This is a genomic window from Xanthomonas sp. PPL134 (genome assembly GCF_040595915.1).
Classification (GTDB): domain Bacteria; phylum Pseudomonadota; class Gammaproteobacteria; order Xanthomonadales; family Xanthomonadaceae; genus Xanthomonas_A; species Xanthomonas_A indica.
Window position 1 is genome coordinate 410,261 of sequence record NZ_JAMDLL010000001.1, and the last position, 15,090, is coordinate 425,350.

Sequence of the window (15,090 nt, forward strand, 5' to 3'; positions counted from 1 at the left end):
ATACGAATGAAATGGTTTGAAATCGCGCTGGTGGTCCTGACCTTCGCCACCGGCATCATCACCCTGCTGGACAAGCTGTTCTTCGCCAAGCGCCGTGCCGCGCGGGCCGGGTTGCTGGACGCCGAGCCGGTGCTGGTGGACTACTCGCGGGCGTTCTTCCCGGTGCTGGCGGTGGTGCTGATCCTGCGCAGCTTCATCGCCGAGCCGTACAAGATCCCATCCAGCTCGATGATGCCGAACCTGCTGGTCGGCGATTTCATCCTGGTCAACAAGTTCTCCTACGGCTTCCGCCTGCCGATCACCAACCAGAAGATCATTCCGGTCGGCGAGCCCAAGCGCGGCGACGTGGTGGTGTTCAAGCCGCCGCACAAGCCGGACGAGAACTGGATCAAGCGCGTGATCGGCCTGCCGGGCGACCGCATCGGCTTCCACGGCGACACCCTGTACATCAACGGCACGCCGATGAAGTACAAGGTGATGGGCGAGTACGTCGGCAAGGGCAAGGGCGCGGAAATGACCGGCGCCACGCTGCTCACCGAATACCTGCCGGGCCGTCCCCACACCGAACTGGAATGGATCGACCGCAACAATCCGGCCGGCCAGGGCGACTGGGTGGTGCCGCCGGGCAAGTACTTCGTGATGGGCGATAATCGCGACAACAGCGAGGACAGCCGGTTCTGGACCCAGACCCATTTCCTGCCCGAGGAGAACCTGCGCGGCAAGGCGTTCCTGATCTGGCTCAATTGCGAAGGGTGGTTCTGCAGCGGCAGTTTCGATCCGTCGCGGATCGGAACGACCATTCAGTGACTTGCGTGAGGGGAAGCGCGATGAAGCACAAGCAAAGTGGCATGACCTTGACCTCGTTCGTGATCGTGCTGGCGGTGGTCGGATTCTTCGTCTACATCGGCATGAAGCTGTTCCCGATGTACATGGAGTTCTATGCGGTGCGCTCGGCGATGAAGGGCCTGGCGACGGAAGCCGGCAGCGCCGAGATGGACCCGTCGCAGGCCAAGGCCTCGCTGTTCCGGCGCCTGGACATCAACAACTCGGACAACGTGAAGCCGAGCGACGTCACCTTCGAGCGCACCGATACCGGGGTGAAGATGCACGTGGCCTACGAAGTGCGCCGCCCGCTGATCGCCAATCTGGACGTGGTCGGCAAGTTCGACGCCACCCAGGACCTGACGACGCGTGGTGCCCAGTAAGACCATCCTGCGCGGTGACCGCATCGGTCACCGCTTCGCCGAGCCGCAGTTGCTGGCGCAGGCGCTGACCCATCGCAGCGCCGGTGCGCCGCACAACGAACGCCTGGAGTTCCTCGGCGACGGCATCGTCAACCTGCTGATCGCCGAGGCGCTGTACCAGCGCTGGCCCAAGGCCGACGAAGGCGCGCTGACCCGCGCCCGCGCCGAGCTGGTGCGCGAGGCCTCGCTGGCCGCGATCGGCCGGCAGCTGGAGCTGGGCGAACGCCTGACCCTGGGGCCGGGCGAGATGAAGTCCGGCGGCCATCGCCGCGACTCGATCCTGGCCGATGCGGTGGAGGCCGTGGTCGCGGCGATCTATCTGGATGCCGGCTTCGAGACCTGCCGCGCCACGATCCTGCCCTGGTTCGAGGCCGCGCTGGCGGCGCTGCCGGTCGGCAAGGTGGAGAAGGACGCCAAGACCCGCCTGCAGGAATGGCTGCAGGCCCGGCAGCGGAGCCTGCCGGCCTACGAACTGATCAGCGAGACCGGCGACGACCACGCCAAACTATTCCGGGTACGCTGCGTACTCGCCGAGCCCGCCCTGGTGACCGAGGGCGAGGGCACCTCGCGGCGCCTGGCCGAGCAGCAGGCCGCCGCCGCCGCCATCGAGCAACTGGATTCGAGCAAGTGAACGAGCAAGCCACCCCCCCTTACCGCAGCGGCAGCGTGGCCGTGATCGGCCGCCCCAACGTGGGCAAGTCCACCCTGACCAACGCCCTGGTGGGCGCCAAGGTCAGCATCGTCTCCAACCGGCCGCAGACCACCCGGCACCGGCTGCTGGGCATCGCCAGCTTCCCGGCCGGCCAGTTGCTGCTGGTCGATACCCCGGGCCTGCACCGCGAGCAGAAGCGCGCCATGAACCGGGTGATGAACCGCGCCGCGCGCGGCTCGCTGGAAGGCGTGGACGCCGGCCTGCTGGTGATCGAGGCTGGGCGTTGGGACGAAGAGGACACGCTGGCGTTCAACGTGCTCAGCGACGCCGGCATTCCGGTGGTGCTGGTGGTCAACAAGGTCGACCGGCTCAAGGACAAGACCGCGCTGCTGCCGTTCCTGCAGCAGGTCAGCGAGGGCCGCAGCTTCGCCGCGGTGCACCCGATCTCCGCGCTCAAGCGCAAGGGCCTGGAGGCGCTGGTGCGCGACCTGCTGGCCTTGGTGCCGGAAGCGCCGCCGATGTTCGGCGAGGACGAGATCACCGACCGCAGCCAGCGCTTCCTGGCCGGCGAACTGGTGCGCGAGCAGTTGATGCGCCAGCTCGGCGAGGAACTGCCGTACGCGACCACCGTGGAGATCGAACGCTTCGCCGAGGACGGCGCGCTGCTGCGCATCGGTGCGGTGATCTGGGTCGAGCGCGAAGGCCAGAAAGCCATCGTGATCGGCAAGGGCGGCACCCGCCTGAAGGACATCGGCGCCAAGGCCCGCCAGCAGATGGAGCGCCTGTTCGGCGCCAAGGTGTTCCTGGAGACCTGGGTGCGCGTGCGCGAGGGCTGGTCCGACGACGAGGCGGCGCTGAAGGCGTTCGGGTACGGGGAATAACGCCGGGAATGGTGAATCGGGAATCGGGAATCGGATTTCCGCGTGTCCCAGGCAATCGTGGTATGTGTAGGAGCGGCTTCAGCCGCGACCTGTTTTCCCGGTAACCTCCATCGCCGCTGAAGCTGCTCCTGCCGGAAAAGCCGCCTTTTCATCGGATCGCTCGGCAATGATTCGGGCCTGCCTTCCGATTCCCCATTCCCTACTCCCCATTCCCAGCTCCCACCGCCTTGATCGAGCACGAACCCGGTTTCGTCCTGCATGCGCGGCCCTGGCGCGAGACCAGCCTGCTGGTGGAGGTGCTGAGCGTGCACCACGGCCGGCTCGGCGTGCTGGCGCGCGGCGTGCAGGGGCCGAAAAAGCAGGCCTTGCGCGCGGCGCTGCAGCCGCTGCAGTCGATCCGCTTCAGCGCGCAGCGCCGCGGCGAACTGGCGCAACTGCGCGCGGCCGAGGCCGTGGACACGGCACCGCGGCTCAGCGGCGAGGCGATGCTGGCCGGCTTCTACATCAACGAACTGACCCTGCGCCTGGCGCCGCGCGACGATCCGGCGCCGGACCTGTACCTGGCCTACGCGCGGGTGCGGGCGCGGCTGGCGGCCGAGGCGCCGCTGGCCTGGTCGCTGCGCTGCTTCGAACGCGACCTGCTGGAGGCGCTGGGCGTGGGCTTCGACCTACGCCACGACGGCGACGGCGAGCCGATCGACCCGGCCGCGCGCTATGTGCTCGACGCCGAGCACGGACCGCGCCGGTTGTTGAGCGACCGCGGCCACGACCAGCGCAGCGGGATGGCGACCGGGCGCGCCCTGCTGGCCCTGGCCGACGACGCCGAACCGGTCGCCGAGGATCTACCCGGCCTGCGCCGCGGCATGCGCGTGGTGCTGCTGCACCACCTCGGCGGGCGTGGCCTGAAGTCGTGGGAAATGGTCGAGGACCTGGCGCGGCAGCGCAGCGCCGCCGCCACCGCGGCGGAGTCGGCAGTGACCGTGGCGACGCCGGAGGCGGACGCGGAGCTGGATGCGCAGGCCGATTCGACGTTGGCGTCCACGCCGGAGGCGCCGCTTCGGTCGCCGCCGTCCGCGGCATCGTGATGGCGTCGGATCGGCAGCGCCGGGCAGTCGGCACGACGGTGCCAGCGTGCGCCTGCGTCGGCCGCACCTCAACCGGAGGCGGGTAGTTCGTAGGAGCGGCTCTTGTCCCCTTTTGCGGGATCAGCCGCGACGGGCGTTCCTGGCAACGCCCGGCGCAGCCAAGCTCGCAGAAGGGAAAAAGAGCCGTTTCCGTAACGCCGCTTCATCGTGATCGGCGGCGTCCACGCGTGAGTGCCGCGCTGCTGTTGCGGCCGCGCGCAGCGACAGCCGCGGCAGGCAGCCGCTCAGCGCCAATCGATCCGCAGGCTCAGCGCGGCATTGCGCGCCTCGCCCAGCGTGTGCTGGTTCCAGTAGCTGCGATCGAACAGATTGTTGAGGTTGCCGGTCAGCAGCGCGTCGTAGCCGCCCAGCGTGGTGGCGTACTGGAAGCCCGCCGCGGCGACGGTGTGCCCGGGGATGAGCACGCGGTTCTGATCCTCGTAATACGCGTCGCCGGAGTAGCGCACGTTGCCGTGCAGGCTCAGGCCACGCACGCCCGGTACGCGCCAGGTGGCATTGGCCAGCAGTTGCCGGCGTGCGGCGCCGGCCGGGCGGTTGCCGCGCAGGGCCGCGTTGTCCGGCGACAGATCCTCCAGACGCGGGTCCATCCACAGTCCGCCGACGCCCAGTTCCAGATCGTCGGTCACGCCGACGCTGCCGATCACTTCCAGCCCGCGATACAGGGTCAGGCCGTCCTGGGTCAGGTAGCGCTGGCCGTCGCGGTAGGCGTCGATCTGGGCGCCGCGTTCGATGCGGAACGCGGCGGTGGTCAGGGCGAAGCGTCCGCTCTGCCACTTGGCGCCCAACTCGTACTGCTTGCTCACCGTCGGTTGCAGCACGCTGCCGGCATTGGCATAGGCGGGCACCGCATCGCTCCCCACGCGGCTGCCCGGTTCCAGTGCTTCCACGTAGCTGGCGTAGAGCGAGATGTCGTCGATGGGTTTGTAGATCAGCGCGACGGTCGGGGTCGTCACCGAGGTGCGGTAACCGCTGTCCACGGCCGCGTCGCCATCCAGATCGCGCTGCTGATAGTCCACGTGGCGCGCGCCGAGGATGGCCCGCCAGTGCTCGCCGAACTGCATGGTGTCGCTGACGAACACCGCCTTCTGGCGCAGGTCCGCGCTGACCGGCGCCAGGCTGTAGTCCGGGCGGCGGGTCGGGCGGTAGGTCTGCTGGCGGTAGAGGTTGCCGGTGAACTCCTGGCTCCAGGAGAACGCCTTGCTCCATTGATCCCATTGGCGCTGCACCGAGGCGCCGAACACCAGCGTGTGCGCGATCGGGCCGGTGTCTGCGTGGCCGGTGACCAGCAGTTGCGCCACGCTGTTGCGCAGCACTCCGGCGAAGTCGTAGACCACGCCATCGTAGTCGCCGGCTTCATTGAGCAGGTTGCCGAACGTCTTGTGCGATTCGTGCCGGCGGCGGCTGCCGCCCAGGCTCAGCGCCGCGCTCCAGCGTTCGTCGATGCGCCAGTTCAGGCCGGTGGTCGCGTGCAGCAGGGCGGTCCTGTAATAGGCGCCGTCGACGCGGATCTTGGCGTAGTCGTTGGTCGGTCGCGGCAGGTGCGCGCCGTCGTAGCTGTCCCAGTAGAAGTACAGCGGTTCGTGCTCGAGCGTGTTGCGCTCGTGCACCACTTCCGCATGCCAGGTCAGGTTCTCGGCGATCGGTTGCTCGACCGCCAGCGCCAGCGTCTTCCGGTCGATGCCGGCGCCGTTGTAGGCATCGCCGCGTTCGATGCCGCCGTTGAGACGGTACCCGAAGGAGTCCGGCCCGTTGGCGCGCCCGCCGGCGTCGAGCTGGGCCGAGAATGCGCTGTCGTTGCGATAGCCGAAGGTGGTGGCCAGCAGCGCGGTGTCGGTGGGGCGCTTGGTCTGGTAGCTGACGATGCCGCCGGGCGTGCCGAAGCCGTACATGAAGCCGCCCAGGCCCTTCAGCGCCTGCACCGACTGCACCGCTTCCAGCGGGAACTCGCCGCCCCATTCCATCAGCATCGGCACGCCGTCGACGTAGAAATTGCGCACCTCGATGCCGCGGATCTGCGTGCCCCACCAGTTGGTGCTGGCCGGCGGCTCGGCGGCGAACACCGACGGATCGTTGATGAAGATCTGCCCCAGCGTGGTGGCCTGGCGCCGCGCGATCTCGGGTTCTTCGACCAGCGCCACCGAGAACGGCGTGTCCAGCAGGCGGGACGTGCCCAGCGCGCCGACCGCCGCATCCTGCTGCAGGTCCAGGCTGAGCCGCTGGCCCTTGACCATGACCGTGTCCAGTTGCGTGGCATCGGCCGGTGGCTGGGCACCGCGGGTGTCGTCGTCGGTGGCGGTGTCCTGGGCGTTGGCCGAGGTGGACGTGGCGGCCACGAGGGCGGCCAGCAAGGCGCGGGCCAGCAGGCCCATCGCCGGCGCTTGCCGGTGGAGTGAAGTCTGAAACATGCGATGCCCCTGTTGCAGTAGTGACCGGACGGGGCGATGGCTGGTCCGAAGATGTCGTCGGGGCGTTAATTTAGTTGATAAAGAATCTCATTTGCAACTTGGCCGTCACGGGCGCCAGTGCAGTACGGGATCCGTGACGGGAGGTGGGGGACGAGAGTGGCCCAGGCCAGGATCGCGAGGCAGCGTCCGACGCGCCGGTCGCGACCGACGCCGCGTCTACGCCGCCTCGCGCAGAAGATCGAGCGCCATCCCCAATCCCCAATCCCCAATCCCAGCCGTCAGTGCAACAACGCCGCCACCGCCTCGCTGAACTGGTGGCGGGCCTGCGAGGAGGTCGGGTCGCCGTGCAACTGGCGCACGGCGCGCGCCAGGCGGGCGGCGCCGACGAAGCCGCAGCTGGCCTGCAGCCGGTGCAGGTGGCTGCGTACGGCCTGGTCGTCGCTGAGCTGCAGGGCCGAGGCGACCGCGTCGCGGGTGCCGGGCAGTTCGGCCAGGAACAATTCGCGCAGGGCGATCAGGTGCGCGCGCTCGCCATTGAGCGCAGCCAGCGCGGTGGTCTCGTCCCAGTCCAGGGTCGGCTCGGCGGTACCGGGTGCGCCGCCGAGGCGGCCGCGCGCCAGTAGCCGGCGTACCGACTGCCGCAGGCGCTCGGTGCTGAGCGGCTTGAGCAGGACGTCGGCGAACCCGGCGTCGAGCAGCTGGGCGCGAAGCGTGGCGCTGGCATCGGCGGTATGGGCCAGCCCCAGGGTGCCAGGGCGTTGCCGCTGCAACTCGTGCAGCAACTCGCTGCCGCTGCCGTCGGGCAGGTTGGCGTCGATCAGCCACAGGTCGTGCGCCTGCGTCTGCGCGCGGGCGAGGGCGCTGGCGACGGAGTCGGCCAGGTCCACGTGCGCCGGCAACGCCTGCAGGGTCGCGTCGAAGAAGGCGCGGCTGATCGGGTCGTCTTCGACGAGCAGCAGTCGCGTTACCGGATCCTGGGTCGATGCCATGCTGAGCCTCCATGCGGCGTGGTCGCATCCCGCGCGGCGGCGCGCGTGCGTCGCGCCACTTTGCCTCGCCGGCGCGGCAATCGCAAGCCGGTCCCGGCCCGGTCCATCTGCGACAATGGCCGCCCTTTTCCGCCCGCAGCCTGTTGCCACGTGGCCCGATCCAGAAACCGTCTCGACCGCACGCCCTTCCAGACCGACATCGCCGACCTCAGCCACGACGGCCGCGGCGTGGCCCGCCGCGAGGGCGACAAGGTCGCCTTCGTCGCCGGCGCGCTGCCCGGCGAGACCGTCCTGGCCGAACCCACCGCGCGCAACCGCCACTTCGACGAGGCGCGCACCGTGCAGGTGCTGCAGGCCTCGCCGCAGCGGGTGACGCCGCGCTGCCCACATTTCGGGGTCTGCGCCGGCTGCGTGCTGCAGCACCTGGCCGAGGACCAGCAGATCGTCGCCAAGCAGCGGGTGCTGACCGAAAACCTGGAGCGTATCGGCCACGTGACCCCGCAGGCGGTGCTGCCGGCGCTGACCGGCGCGCCCTGGGGCTACCGGCGCAAGGGCCGTTTCTCGGTGCGGCGGGTGGAGAAGAAGGACAAGACCCTGGTCGGCTTCCGCGAGCAGGACCCGCGCTTCGTCGCCGACCTGTCGGTCTGCCATACGGTGATCCCGCAGATCGGCTTCAAGGTGAGCGTGCTGGCGGAGCTGGTCGAAAGCCTGGACGGCAAGCGCGATATCCCGCAGATCGAGTTCATCGCCGGCGACGCCGCGGTGGCGCTGACCTTCCGGCACATGCAGCCGCTGAGCGCGCGCGACCAGGACGCGCTGATCGCCTTCGCCCAGGAACACGATTTCGCCATCTTCCTGCAGCCCGGTGGCGTGGACAGCGTGCACCCGCTGTATCCGCAGGAGGTGCCGCTGTCGTTCCGGCTGCCGCAGTGGGACGTGGAACTGGCGTTCCGGCCGCTGGACTTCATCCAGGTCAATGCCGCGCTCAACGAGAAGATGATCGCGCACGCGCTGGCGCTGCTCGACGCGCAGCCTGGCGACCGGGTGCTGGACCTGTTCTGCGGCCTGGGCAACTTCACCCTGCCGCTGGCGCGCACCGTGCGCGAGGTGGTCGGCGTGGAAGGCGACGCCGGGCTGGTGGCACGCGCGCGGGAAAACGCGCAGCGCAACGGCCTGGACAACGCCCAGTTCTTCGCCGCCGACCTGACCCAGGACCAGCGCCAGGCGCCGTGGATGCGCCAGGGCTTCGACAAGCTGCTGCTGGACCCGCCGCGCTCCGGCGCGCTGGAAGTGCTGCAGCAACTGCCGCTGAAGCAGTTCCAGCGCATCGTCTACGTCAGCTGCCATCCCGGCTCGCTGGCGCGCGACGCCGGTTACCTGGTCAACGACCAGGGTTTCGTACTCAAGGCCGCCGGCGCGATGGACATGTTCCCGCATACCGCGCATGTGGAGAGCATTGCGGTGTTCGAAAAGCCGGGAATGGGGAATCGGGAGTAGGGATTCGTCACAGCGGCACGCGCGCGGGTTTAAGCTTTTTCCATTCTCTTTTCCCCATTCCCGATTCCCATGGCCATCGAAATCGAACGCAAATTCCTGGTGACCGGCGACGGTTGGCGCGCGGCGGCGCATGCGGTGATGCCGATGGCGCAGGGCTATCTCAACGACCAGGCGGCGCTGGCCAGCGGGGCGCAGAAGGCGTCGGTGCGGGTGCGGGTGCAGGGCGAGGAGGCGTTTCTCAACCTGAAGTCGCGCGAGCTCGGGCATACCCGCCAGGAGTTCGAGTATCCGATTCCGCCGGACGATGCGCGCGCGCTGCTGGCGCTGTGTGTGGGCGGGCTGATCGACAAGCGCCGGCATCTCGTGCAGCACCAGGGCCACCTCTGGGAAGTGGACGAGTTCCTCGGCGACAACGCCGGGCTGGTGGTCGCCGAGATCGAGCTGGACAGCGCCGACGAGACGTTCGCCAGGCCGGACTGGCTCGGCGCCGAAGTCACCGACGACCCGCGGTACTACAACGTGGCGCTGGCAAGCCGTCCATTCTGCGAGTGGCAGGGATGGGGGAGTGGGGATTCGGGATTGGCAAAAGCGTAAAGCCAAACGCCGCACGCGGCCCGCTTTTGCGAATCCCCAATCCCGAATCCCCGCTTCTCGCGGCAATCGGGCTTATGCTTTCGCCAATCCCGAATCTCCAATCCCAATCCCCGCTCATGCGCATCGACATCTGGTCCGACGTGGTCTGCCCCTGGTGCTGGATCGGCAAGCGCCGGCTGCAGCACGGTCTCGCGTCGCTCGGCGCGGACGCGCCGGCGCTGGAGATCCACTGGCATCCGTATTTGCTGGATCCGGACGCCGGCGCCGAGCCGGTGCCGTTGCGCGAGGCCTATGCGGCCAAGTTCGGCGGTGCGGCGCGTACCGAGCAGATCCTGGCGCAGACCCAGGCCACCGCACGCGCCGAAGGCCTGCCGTTCGACTTCGGCCGCGGCCAGGTGCGGGTGACCACGCTGCCGGCGCACCGGCTGCTGTGGCTGGCCGCGCGCGAGGGCGACGTCGATGCGGTCGCCGAGGCGTTGTTCCACGCGCACTTCGCCGAGGGCCGCAACCTGGCCGATGTGCAGACGCTGTGCGAGGCCGGCGCCGCGGGCGGGCTGTCGGCGGCGCGGGTGCAGGCGCTGCTGGAAAGCGACGAGGGCCTGGACGAGGTGCAGGCGGAACTGCAGCAGGCGCAGGCGTTGGGGATCCGCGCGGTGCCCACCTACGTCATCGATGGCCGCCAGGCGCTGCAGGGCGCGCAGCCGCCGGAGGTGTTCGCCGCCACGGTGCGCGGCCTGCTGGCCGACGCCCAGGCGGGCCGCGAGTGCGGTCCTGACGGCTGCACGGTCTAGAAAGGCGCGCGCGGCACATCGAGTTCCGCGCCATGGGTCGCATGCTGGGCAGCCATATGCGGCGAAAGACGGCGGGCCGCGGTGGTGCGCAGGCGTCCTGCCGGTCCTGACGTCAGGTCGCCTGGGCGTCTCCCGCATCCCGCACCACTGCACCGGTCCATGACTGCTGGCAGGAGGATCCCCTGCGGTGGTACCGGCCATGCGGCCCGGCCCGGATTGCCCGGCGCCTCGCTGCGCACGCCACCGCTGCGCACGCAGTTCGTTACCGCCGCATGTCAGCTCGCGCGGCGCAACCTGCCGCCGACGCCGGCATCTGCGACAATGCCGGCCCACAGGCGCCTGAACCGCGCCGGCAGGAGAATCCCCCGCATGCTCGCGATCGGCGTTGCCGGTACCGAACTCACCGCGCAGGAGCGCGACTGGCTGCAGCACGATGCGGTGGCCGGCGTGGTCCTGTTCAAACGCAATTTCGCCTCGCGCGCGCAGGTGGCCGAGCTGAGCGCGGCGATCCGCGCCGCCGCGCCGCGGCCGCTGCTGATCTGCGTGGACCAGGAGGGCGGCCGCGTGCAGCGCTTCCGCGAGGGCTACAGCGCGCTGCCGCCGCTGCAGGGCTTCGGCGCGCTGTACGCGCGCGATCCGGCCTCGGCGCTGCAGATGGCCGAGCAGCACGCCTGGCTGATGGCCAGCGAGATCCGCGCCAGCGGCGTCGACCTGAGCTTCGCCCCGGTGCTGGACCTGGCCCGCGGCAACCGCGCCATCGGCGACCGCGCCTTCAGCGACGACCCGCAGGTGGTCGCCGCCTTCGCCGAAGCCTATGTGCGCGGCATGCACAGCGTCGGCATGGGCGCCACCCTCAAGCACTTCCCTGGCCACGGCACCGTGCTGGAGGACACCCACGTCGACAACGCCGAAGACACGCGTCCGCTGGAGACCCTGCGCCAGGAAGACCTGGTGCCGTTCGCCGCCGGCATCGCCGCCGGCGCCGATGCGGTGATGATGGCGCACGTGGTCTATCCGCAGGTGGCGCCGGAGCCGGCCGGCTACTCGCCGCGCTGGATCCAGCAGATCCTGCGCCAGGACCTGGGCTTCCGCGGCGTGGTGTTCTCCGACGACATCGGCATGGCCGCCTCGTTCGCCGCCGGCGGTGTCGCCGCGCGGGTCACCGCGCACCTGGACGCCGGCTGCGACGTGGTCCTGGTCTGCCACCCGGAACTGGTCGAAGATTCCTTGCAGGCGGTGCGCGGCCGCCCGCTCAACACTGCCGCGCTGCTCGGCCTGATCGGCCGCGGCGGCCTAGGCTGGGACGGCCTGCTGGCCGACGCCCGTTACGGCCACACCCAATCCCATCTGCTCTCCACCTTCGGAAAAACCGCCTGATGTCCACTCTCACCATCGCCCAGGCCCTGGCCCAGGCCGACCTGCTGGTCGATCGCACGCGCATCGACCAGGCCATTGCCCACATGGCCGACGCCATCGCTGCCGATTATCGCGGCGAAACCCCGGTCTATCTGACCATCATGCATGGCGCGCTGCCGTTCGCCGGCCAGCTGGCGCTGGAACTGGGCAGCCGCGGCCAGGACCTGCAACTGGATTACCTGCACGCCACCCGCTACCGCGGCGAGACCGTCGGCGGCGAACTGGTGTGGAAGCACCGCCCGGCCACCGCGCTGTACGGCCGCCGCGTGCTGCTGCTCGACGACATCCTCGACGAAGGCCTGACCCTGAAGGCGGTGCGCGAGTGGTGCCTGGAGCAGGGGGCCACCGACGTGCGCATCGCCGCGCTGACGGTCAAGCGCCACGACCGCTGCGTGCCCGGGGTGACCGCCGACTACATCGGTGTCGAGGTGCCCGACCGCTACGTGTTCGGCTTCGGCATGGACGTCAACGAAGCCCTGCGCAACCTGCCGGCGATCTACGCGATGAAGGAGTAAGCGGCAGGCGAGCCAGCCTCGCCGCTCCGCTGCCATTTCCCGCTGCCGGTGCGTGTCGCCGGCGCAGGCATTCCCTTCTGTTCGAGGATCCGCATGGACAACATCGCACTGGCCGTCATCGGCGGCACCGGCGTCTACAAGCTCGCGCAGCTCGACGACGTGCAGACCCACGAGGTGCAGACGCGCTACGGCGCGCCCTCCGGCCCAGTGCGGGTCGGCACGCTGCTCGGTCACCGCGTGGCCTTCCTGGCCCGCCATGGCGAAGGCCATTCGCTGCCGCCGCACAAGATCAACTACCGCGCCAACCTTGCTGCGCTGCAGCAGATCGGCGCCACCCGGGTGCTGGCGCTCAATACCGTCGGCGGCATCACCGAACGCTTCGGCCCGCGCGTGCTGGCCTGCCCGGACCAGTTGATCGACTACACCTGGGGGCGCATCTCCACCCTGTGCGAGGAGCCGGGCAGCGAGGTGCTGCACGTGGATTTCGGCCATCCGTACTCGCCGCTGCTGCGCAGCAAGATCCTGGCCGCCGCGCGCGTCACCGGCACCGCCCTGGTCGACGGCGGCTGCTATGCCGCCACCCAGGGGCCGCGCCTGGAGACGATCGCCGAGATCGCCCGGCTGCGCCGCGACGGCTGCGACCTGGTCGGCATGACCGGCATGCCCGAGGCCGGGCTGGCGCGCGAGCTGGGCCTGGACTACGCCTGCCTGGCGATCGTGGCGAACTGGGCGGCCGGCTGCGGCGACGCCGAGGAGATCACCCTGGCCGAGGTGCTGGCCAACGTGGAGGCGGCCTCGGTCGGCCTGCCGGAGCTGGTGGGGGAACTGGCGCGCGGGTGATTGTCTTCGCTGCGCAAGCTTTGCATACTCCGCCGGTGCGGCTGCCGCACAACCACCACCCATTCACTGCAAAAGGTCTCGCATCACCATGCCGAACGGTACCGTCAAGTGGTTCAACGACGCCAAGGGATTTGGTTTTATTTCTCCGGAAGACGGTAGCGCCGATGTGTTCGCGCACTTCTCCGCGATCAACTCCAAGGGCTTCCGCAGCCTGCAGGAAGGACAGCGCGTCAGCTACGACGTGACCCAGGGTCCGAAGGGCGCGCAGGCCTCGAATATCACGCCGGTCGAGTAAGCGCGCGCGTTGACTCGGTTGTGCCTTGAACCCCGCTTCGGCGGGGTTTTTTGTGGGAGACGCCGCCGCGGTGGCGGCGTCCGGACGCAGTGGACGCAATGAAGCAAGGACGGCACATCGGCATCGTCGGCTACGGCACGGCGGGCCAGACGCTGGCGCTGCTGCTGGCGCGCGACGGGCACCGCGTGCAGGTGTTCGAGCGCGCGGCGCAGCCCGGGCCGGTGGGTGCCGGTTTCCTGCTGCAGCCGACCGGCCTGCAGGTGCTGTGGCGGATCGGCCTGCTCGAGCAGGCCTTGGCCTATGGTGCGCCGGTGCACCGCCTGTACGGCGAGACCCCGTGCGGGCGCGCGGTGATGGACATGCGCTATCGCGACCTGGACGCGCGCCTGTTCGGGTTGGGCCTGCAGCGCGGCGCCTTGTTCGCGCTGCTGGCGCAGGCCTGGGACGGCTACGCCACCTTGCAGCGCGATACGCACATCGTCGCCATCGATGACACGCTGCGCCGGGTGCAGGACCAGCATGGCCGCTGGCATGGGCCGTTCGACCTGGTGATCGCCTGCGACGGCTCGGCCTCGGCGTTGCGCGCGCAGGTGCAGGCGACCCGGCTGGATCGGGTGTATCCCTGGGGCGCGTTGTGGTGCCTGCTGCCGCGCGGCGACTGGGCCTTCGCCGACGAGCTGCGCCAGCGCTACGTGGCCGCGCGCAAGATGATCGGCCTGCTGCCGGTGGGCACGCGCCCGGGCGATCCCGAGCCGCGGGTGAGTTTCTTCTGGAGCCTGCCGACCGCCGACTTCGATGGTTGGCAGGCGCGCGGCATGCAGCCGTGGCTGGAGGAGATCGCGCAGCTGTGGCCGCAGGCGCGCGAACGCCTGGCGCAGATCGATGCGCCGGCGCAACTGGCGCGGGCCAGCTACCGCGACGCGGTGCAGCGGCATTGGTACCGCGGCCGCCTGGTGCTGGCCGGCGATGCCGCGCACGCGATGAGTCCGCAGCTGGGGCAGGGCGTCAACATGGCGCTGATGGACGCCTGGGCGCTGAGCGAGAGCCTGCGCACCGCCGCGGACATCGACGCGGCGCTGGCGCGTTACCAGGCGCAGCGCCAGGCGCACGTGGCCTTGTACCAGTTCTGGAGCCGCTGGCTGACCCCGCTGTTCCAGTCCGAGCGCGACCTGGCGGCGCGGCTGCGTGACGTGGGCATGCGTCCGGCCGGGCGCATGCCCGGCGGCCGCGGGCACATGCTGCGCGTGCTCAGCGGCACCCAGCACGGCTGGTTCGGCAAGCTGCCGCTGGCGCCGGAGTTTGTCGCGGCATTGCAGGAGGCGATGGCGCGTCGTGCGTCGCTGCCGTAGGCGGCGACATCGCGGGCGCGGTGGGACGCGAGCTTCGGTGCTTCGTCGCGGCGGCGCGTGCAGAGCGCAACGCAGCGAGCGCGGTCCGACGGCGATGGTGCCGTGGTGTCGTAGGAGCGGCTTCAGCCGCGACCGGGCTCGATCGGGAAAGGCCCGGTCGCGGCTGAAGCCGCTCCTACGACAGGTGGCAGGGCATCCTTGTTGCGCGGTTGTTCTGAGTTTGCACTTGCAACACTGTCGTGCCGCGACTCGCCAATCCTGTGTAGGAGGGGCTTCAGCCCCGACGTCCATCAGTTGGTCGCGTCGGGACTGAAGTCCCTCCCACAACAGGGCAGGGCACTGTTGCTTCGGTCGCGGTCATGGGCCGCCTGGTGCGATACCGAAGGGTCTTGCGGCAAGCGTTGCCACACACTCGCGCAACGCAGTGCGATTGCACTGTGGGAGGGGCTTCAGCCCCGACGCCTTGTTGGTGGACGC

15 protein-coding genes are annotated in these 15,090 nt (G+C 69.7%); 13 read left to right on the plus strand and 2 right to left on the minus strand.

All coding sequences use genetic code 11. The annotated features are described in order from the left end of the window. Window positions 1-6: 6 nt before the first annotated feature. The 5 genes from lepB (at window position 7) to recO (ending at window position 3,862) form a co-directional block, all read left to right on the plus strand. Entirely contained in the window at window positions 7-807 is an 801-nt protein-coding gene (lepB, locus tag M3U25_RS01820) for a signal peptidase I (RefSeq protein ID WP_242156546.1), read from the plus strand. Window positions 808-827: 20 nt separating this feature from the next. Next, on the plus strand, window positions 828-1,205 hold the full coding sequence (locus M3U25_RS01825; protein ID WP_355495531.1) for a DUF4845 domain-containing protein: 378 nt from the start codon (window positions 828-830) through the stop codon (window positions 1,203-1,205). Then, a complete protein-coding gene (gene rnc / locus M3U25_RS01830) occupies window positions 1,195-1,875 on the plus strand; it encodes a ribonuclease III (RefSeq protein ID WP_355495528.1) in 681 nt (226 codons plus the stop codon). The genes M3U25_RS01825 and rnc overlap by 11 nt, the downstream gene beginning before the upstream one ends. Next, the gene (gene era / locus M3U25_RS01835; RefSeq protein WP_010340598.1) at window positions 1,872-2,777 is read left to right on the plus strand and encodes a GTPase Era; all 906 of its coding nucleotides are present in this window, start codon (window positions 1,872-1,874) and stop codon (window positions 2,775-2,777) included. The genes rnc and era overlap by 4 nt, the downstream gene beginning before the upstream one ends. A gap of 227 nt (window positions 2,778-3,004) precedes the next feature. After that, a complete protein-coding gene (gene recO, locus M3U25_RS01840) occupies window positions 3,005-3,862 on the plus strand; it encodes a DNA repair protein RecO (RefSeq protein ID WP_242156547.1) in 858 nt (285 codons plus the stop codon). A 284-nt stretch (window positions 3,863-4,146) separates the two neighbouring features. On the opposite strand, the gene M3U25_RS01845 is transcribed toward recO, so the two are convergent. Both M3U25_RS01845 and M3U25_RS01850 read right to left on the minus strand, forming a co-directional pair. Then, window positions 4,147-6,327, minus strand: a complete 2,181-nt coding sequence (locus M3U25_RS01845) for a TonB-dependent siderophore receptor (RefSeq protein WP_355495523.1) — start codon at window positions 6,325-6,327, stop codon at window positions 4,147-4,149. Between the two features lie 278 nt (window positions 6,328-6,605). Continuing rightward, the gene (locus M3U25_RS01850; RefSeq protein ID WP_355495520.1) at window positions 6,606-7,316 is read right to left on the minus strand and encodes a response regulator; all 711 of its coding nucleotides are present in this window, start codon (window positions 7,314-7,316) and stop codon (window positions 6,606-6,608) included. Window positions 7,317-7,466: 150 nt separating this feature from the next. On the opposite strand from M3U25_RS01850, the gene rlmD reads away from it, so the two are divergent. The 8 genes from rlmD to M3U25_RS01890 all read left to right on the plus strand — a co-directional run bounded on the left by rlmD (window position 7,467) and on the right by M3U25_RS01890 (window position 14,613). Next, on the plus strand, window positions 7,467-8,813 hold the full coding sequence (gene rlmD / locus M3U25_RS01855; RefSeq protein ID WP_355495516.1) for a 23S rRNA (uracil(1939)-C(5))-methyltransferase RlmD: 1,347 nt from the start codon (window positions 7,467-7,469) through the stop codon (window positions 8,811-8,813). A 69-nt stretch (window positions 8,814-8,882) separates the two neighbouring features. Beyond that, window positions 8,883-9,407 (plus strand): CYTH domain-containing protein, encoded by a 525-nt coding sequence (locus tag M3U25_RS01860; RefSeq protein ID WP_355495513.1) that lies wholly within the window; start codon window positions 8,883-8,885, stop codon window positions 9,405-9,407. Between the two features lie 116 nt (window positions 9,408-9,523). Next, window positions 9,524-10,198, plus strand: a complete 675-nt coding sequence (locus M3U25_RS01865; RefSeq protein ID WP_355495510.1) for a DsbA family oxidoreductase — start codon at window positions 9,524-9,526, stop codon at window positions 10,196-10,198. 369 nt (window positions 10,199-10,567) lie between these two features. Continuing rightward, entirely contained in the window at window positions 10,568-11,575 is a 1,008-nt protein-coding gene (nagZ, locus tag M3U25_RS01870) for a beta-N-acetylhexosaminidase (RefSeq protein WP_355495507.1), read from the plus strand. After that, window positions 11,575-12,129, plus strand: a complete 555-nt coding sequence (locus tag M3U25_RS01875) for a hypoxanthine-guanine phosphoribosyltransferase (RefSeq protein ID WP_160948345.1) — start codon at window positions 11,575-11,577, stop codon at window positions 12,127-12,129. The genes nagZ and M3U25_RS01875 overlap by 1 nt, the downstream gene beginning before the upstream one ends. Before the next feature lie 87 nt (window positions 12,130-12,216). Beyond that, window positions 12,217-12,969 (plus strand): S-methyl-5'-thioinosine phosphorylase, encoded by a 753-nt coding sequence (locus M3U25_RS01880; protein ID WP_184502614.1) that lies wholly within the window; start codon window positions 12,217-12,219, stop codon window positions 12,967-12,969. A gap of 88 nt (window positions 12,970-13,057) precedes the next feature. Then, a complete protein-coding gene (locus M3U25_RS01885; RefSeq protein ID WP_003488188.1) occupies window positions 13,058-13,264 on the plus strand; it encodes a cold-shock protein in 207 nt (68 codons plus the stop codon). Between the two features lie 98 nt (window positions 13,265-13,362). Continuing rightward, entirely contained in the window at window positions 13,363-14,613 is a 1,251-nt protein-coding gene (locus M3U25_RS01890) for an NAD(P)/FAD-dependent oxidoreductase (RefSeq protein WP_355495436.1), read from the plus strand. The last annotated feature ends 477 nt before the right edge of the window (window positions 14,614-15,090 follow it).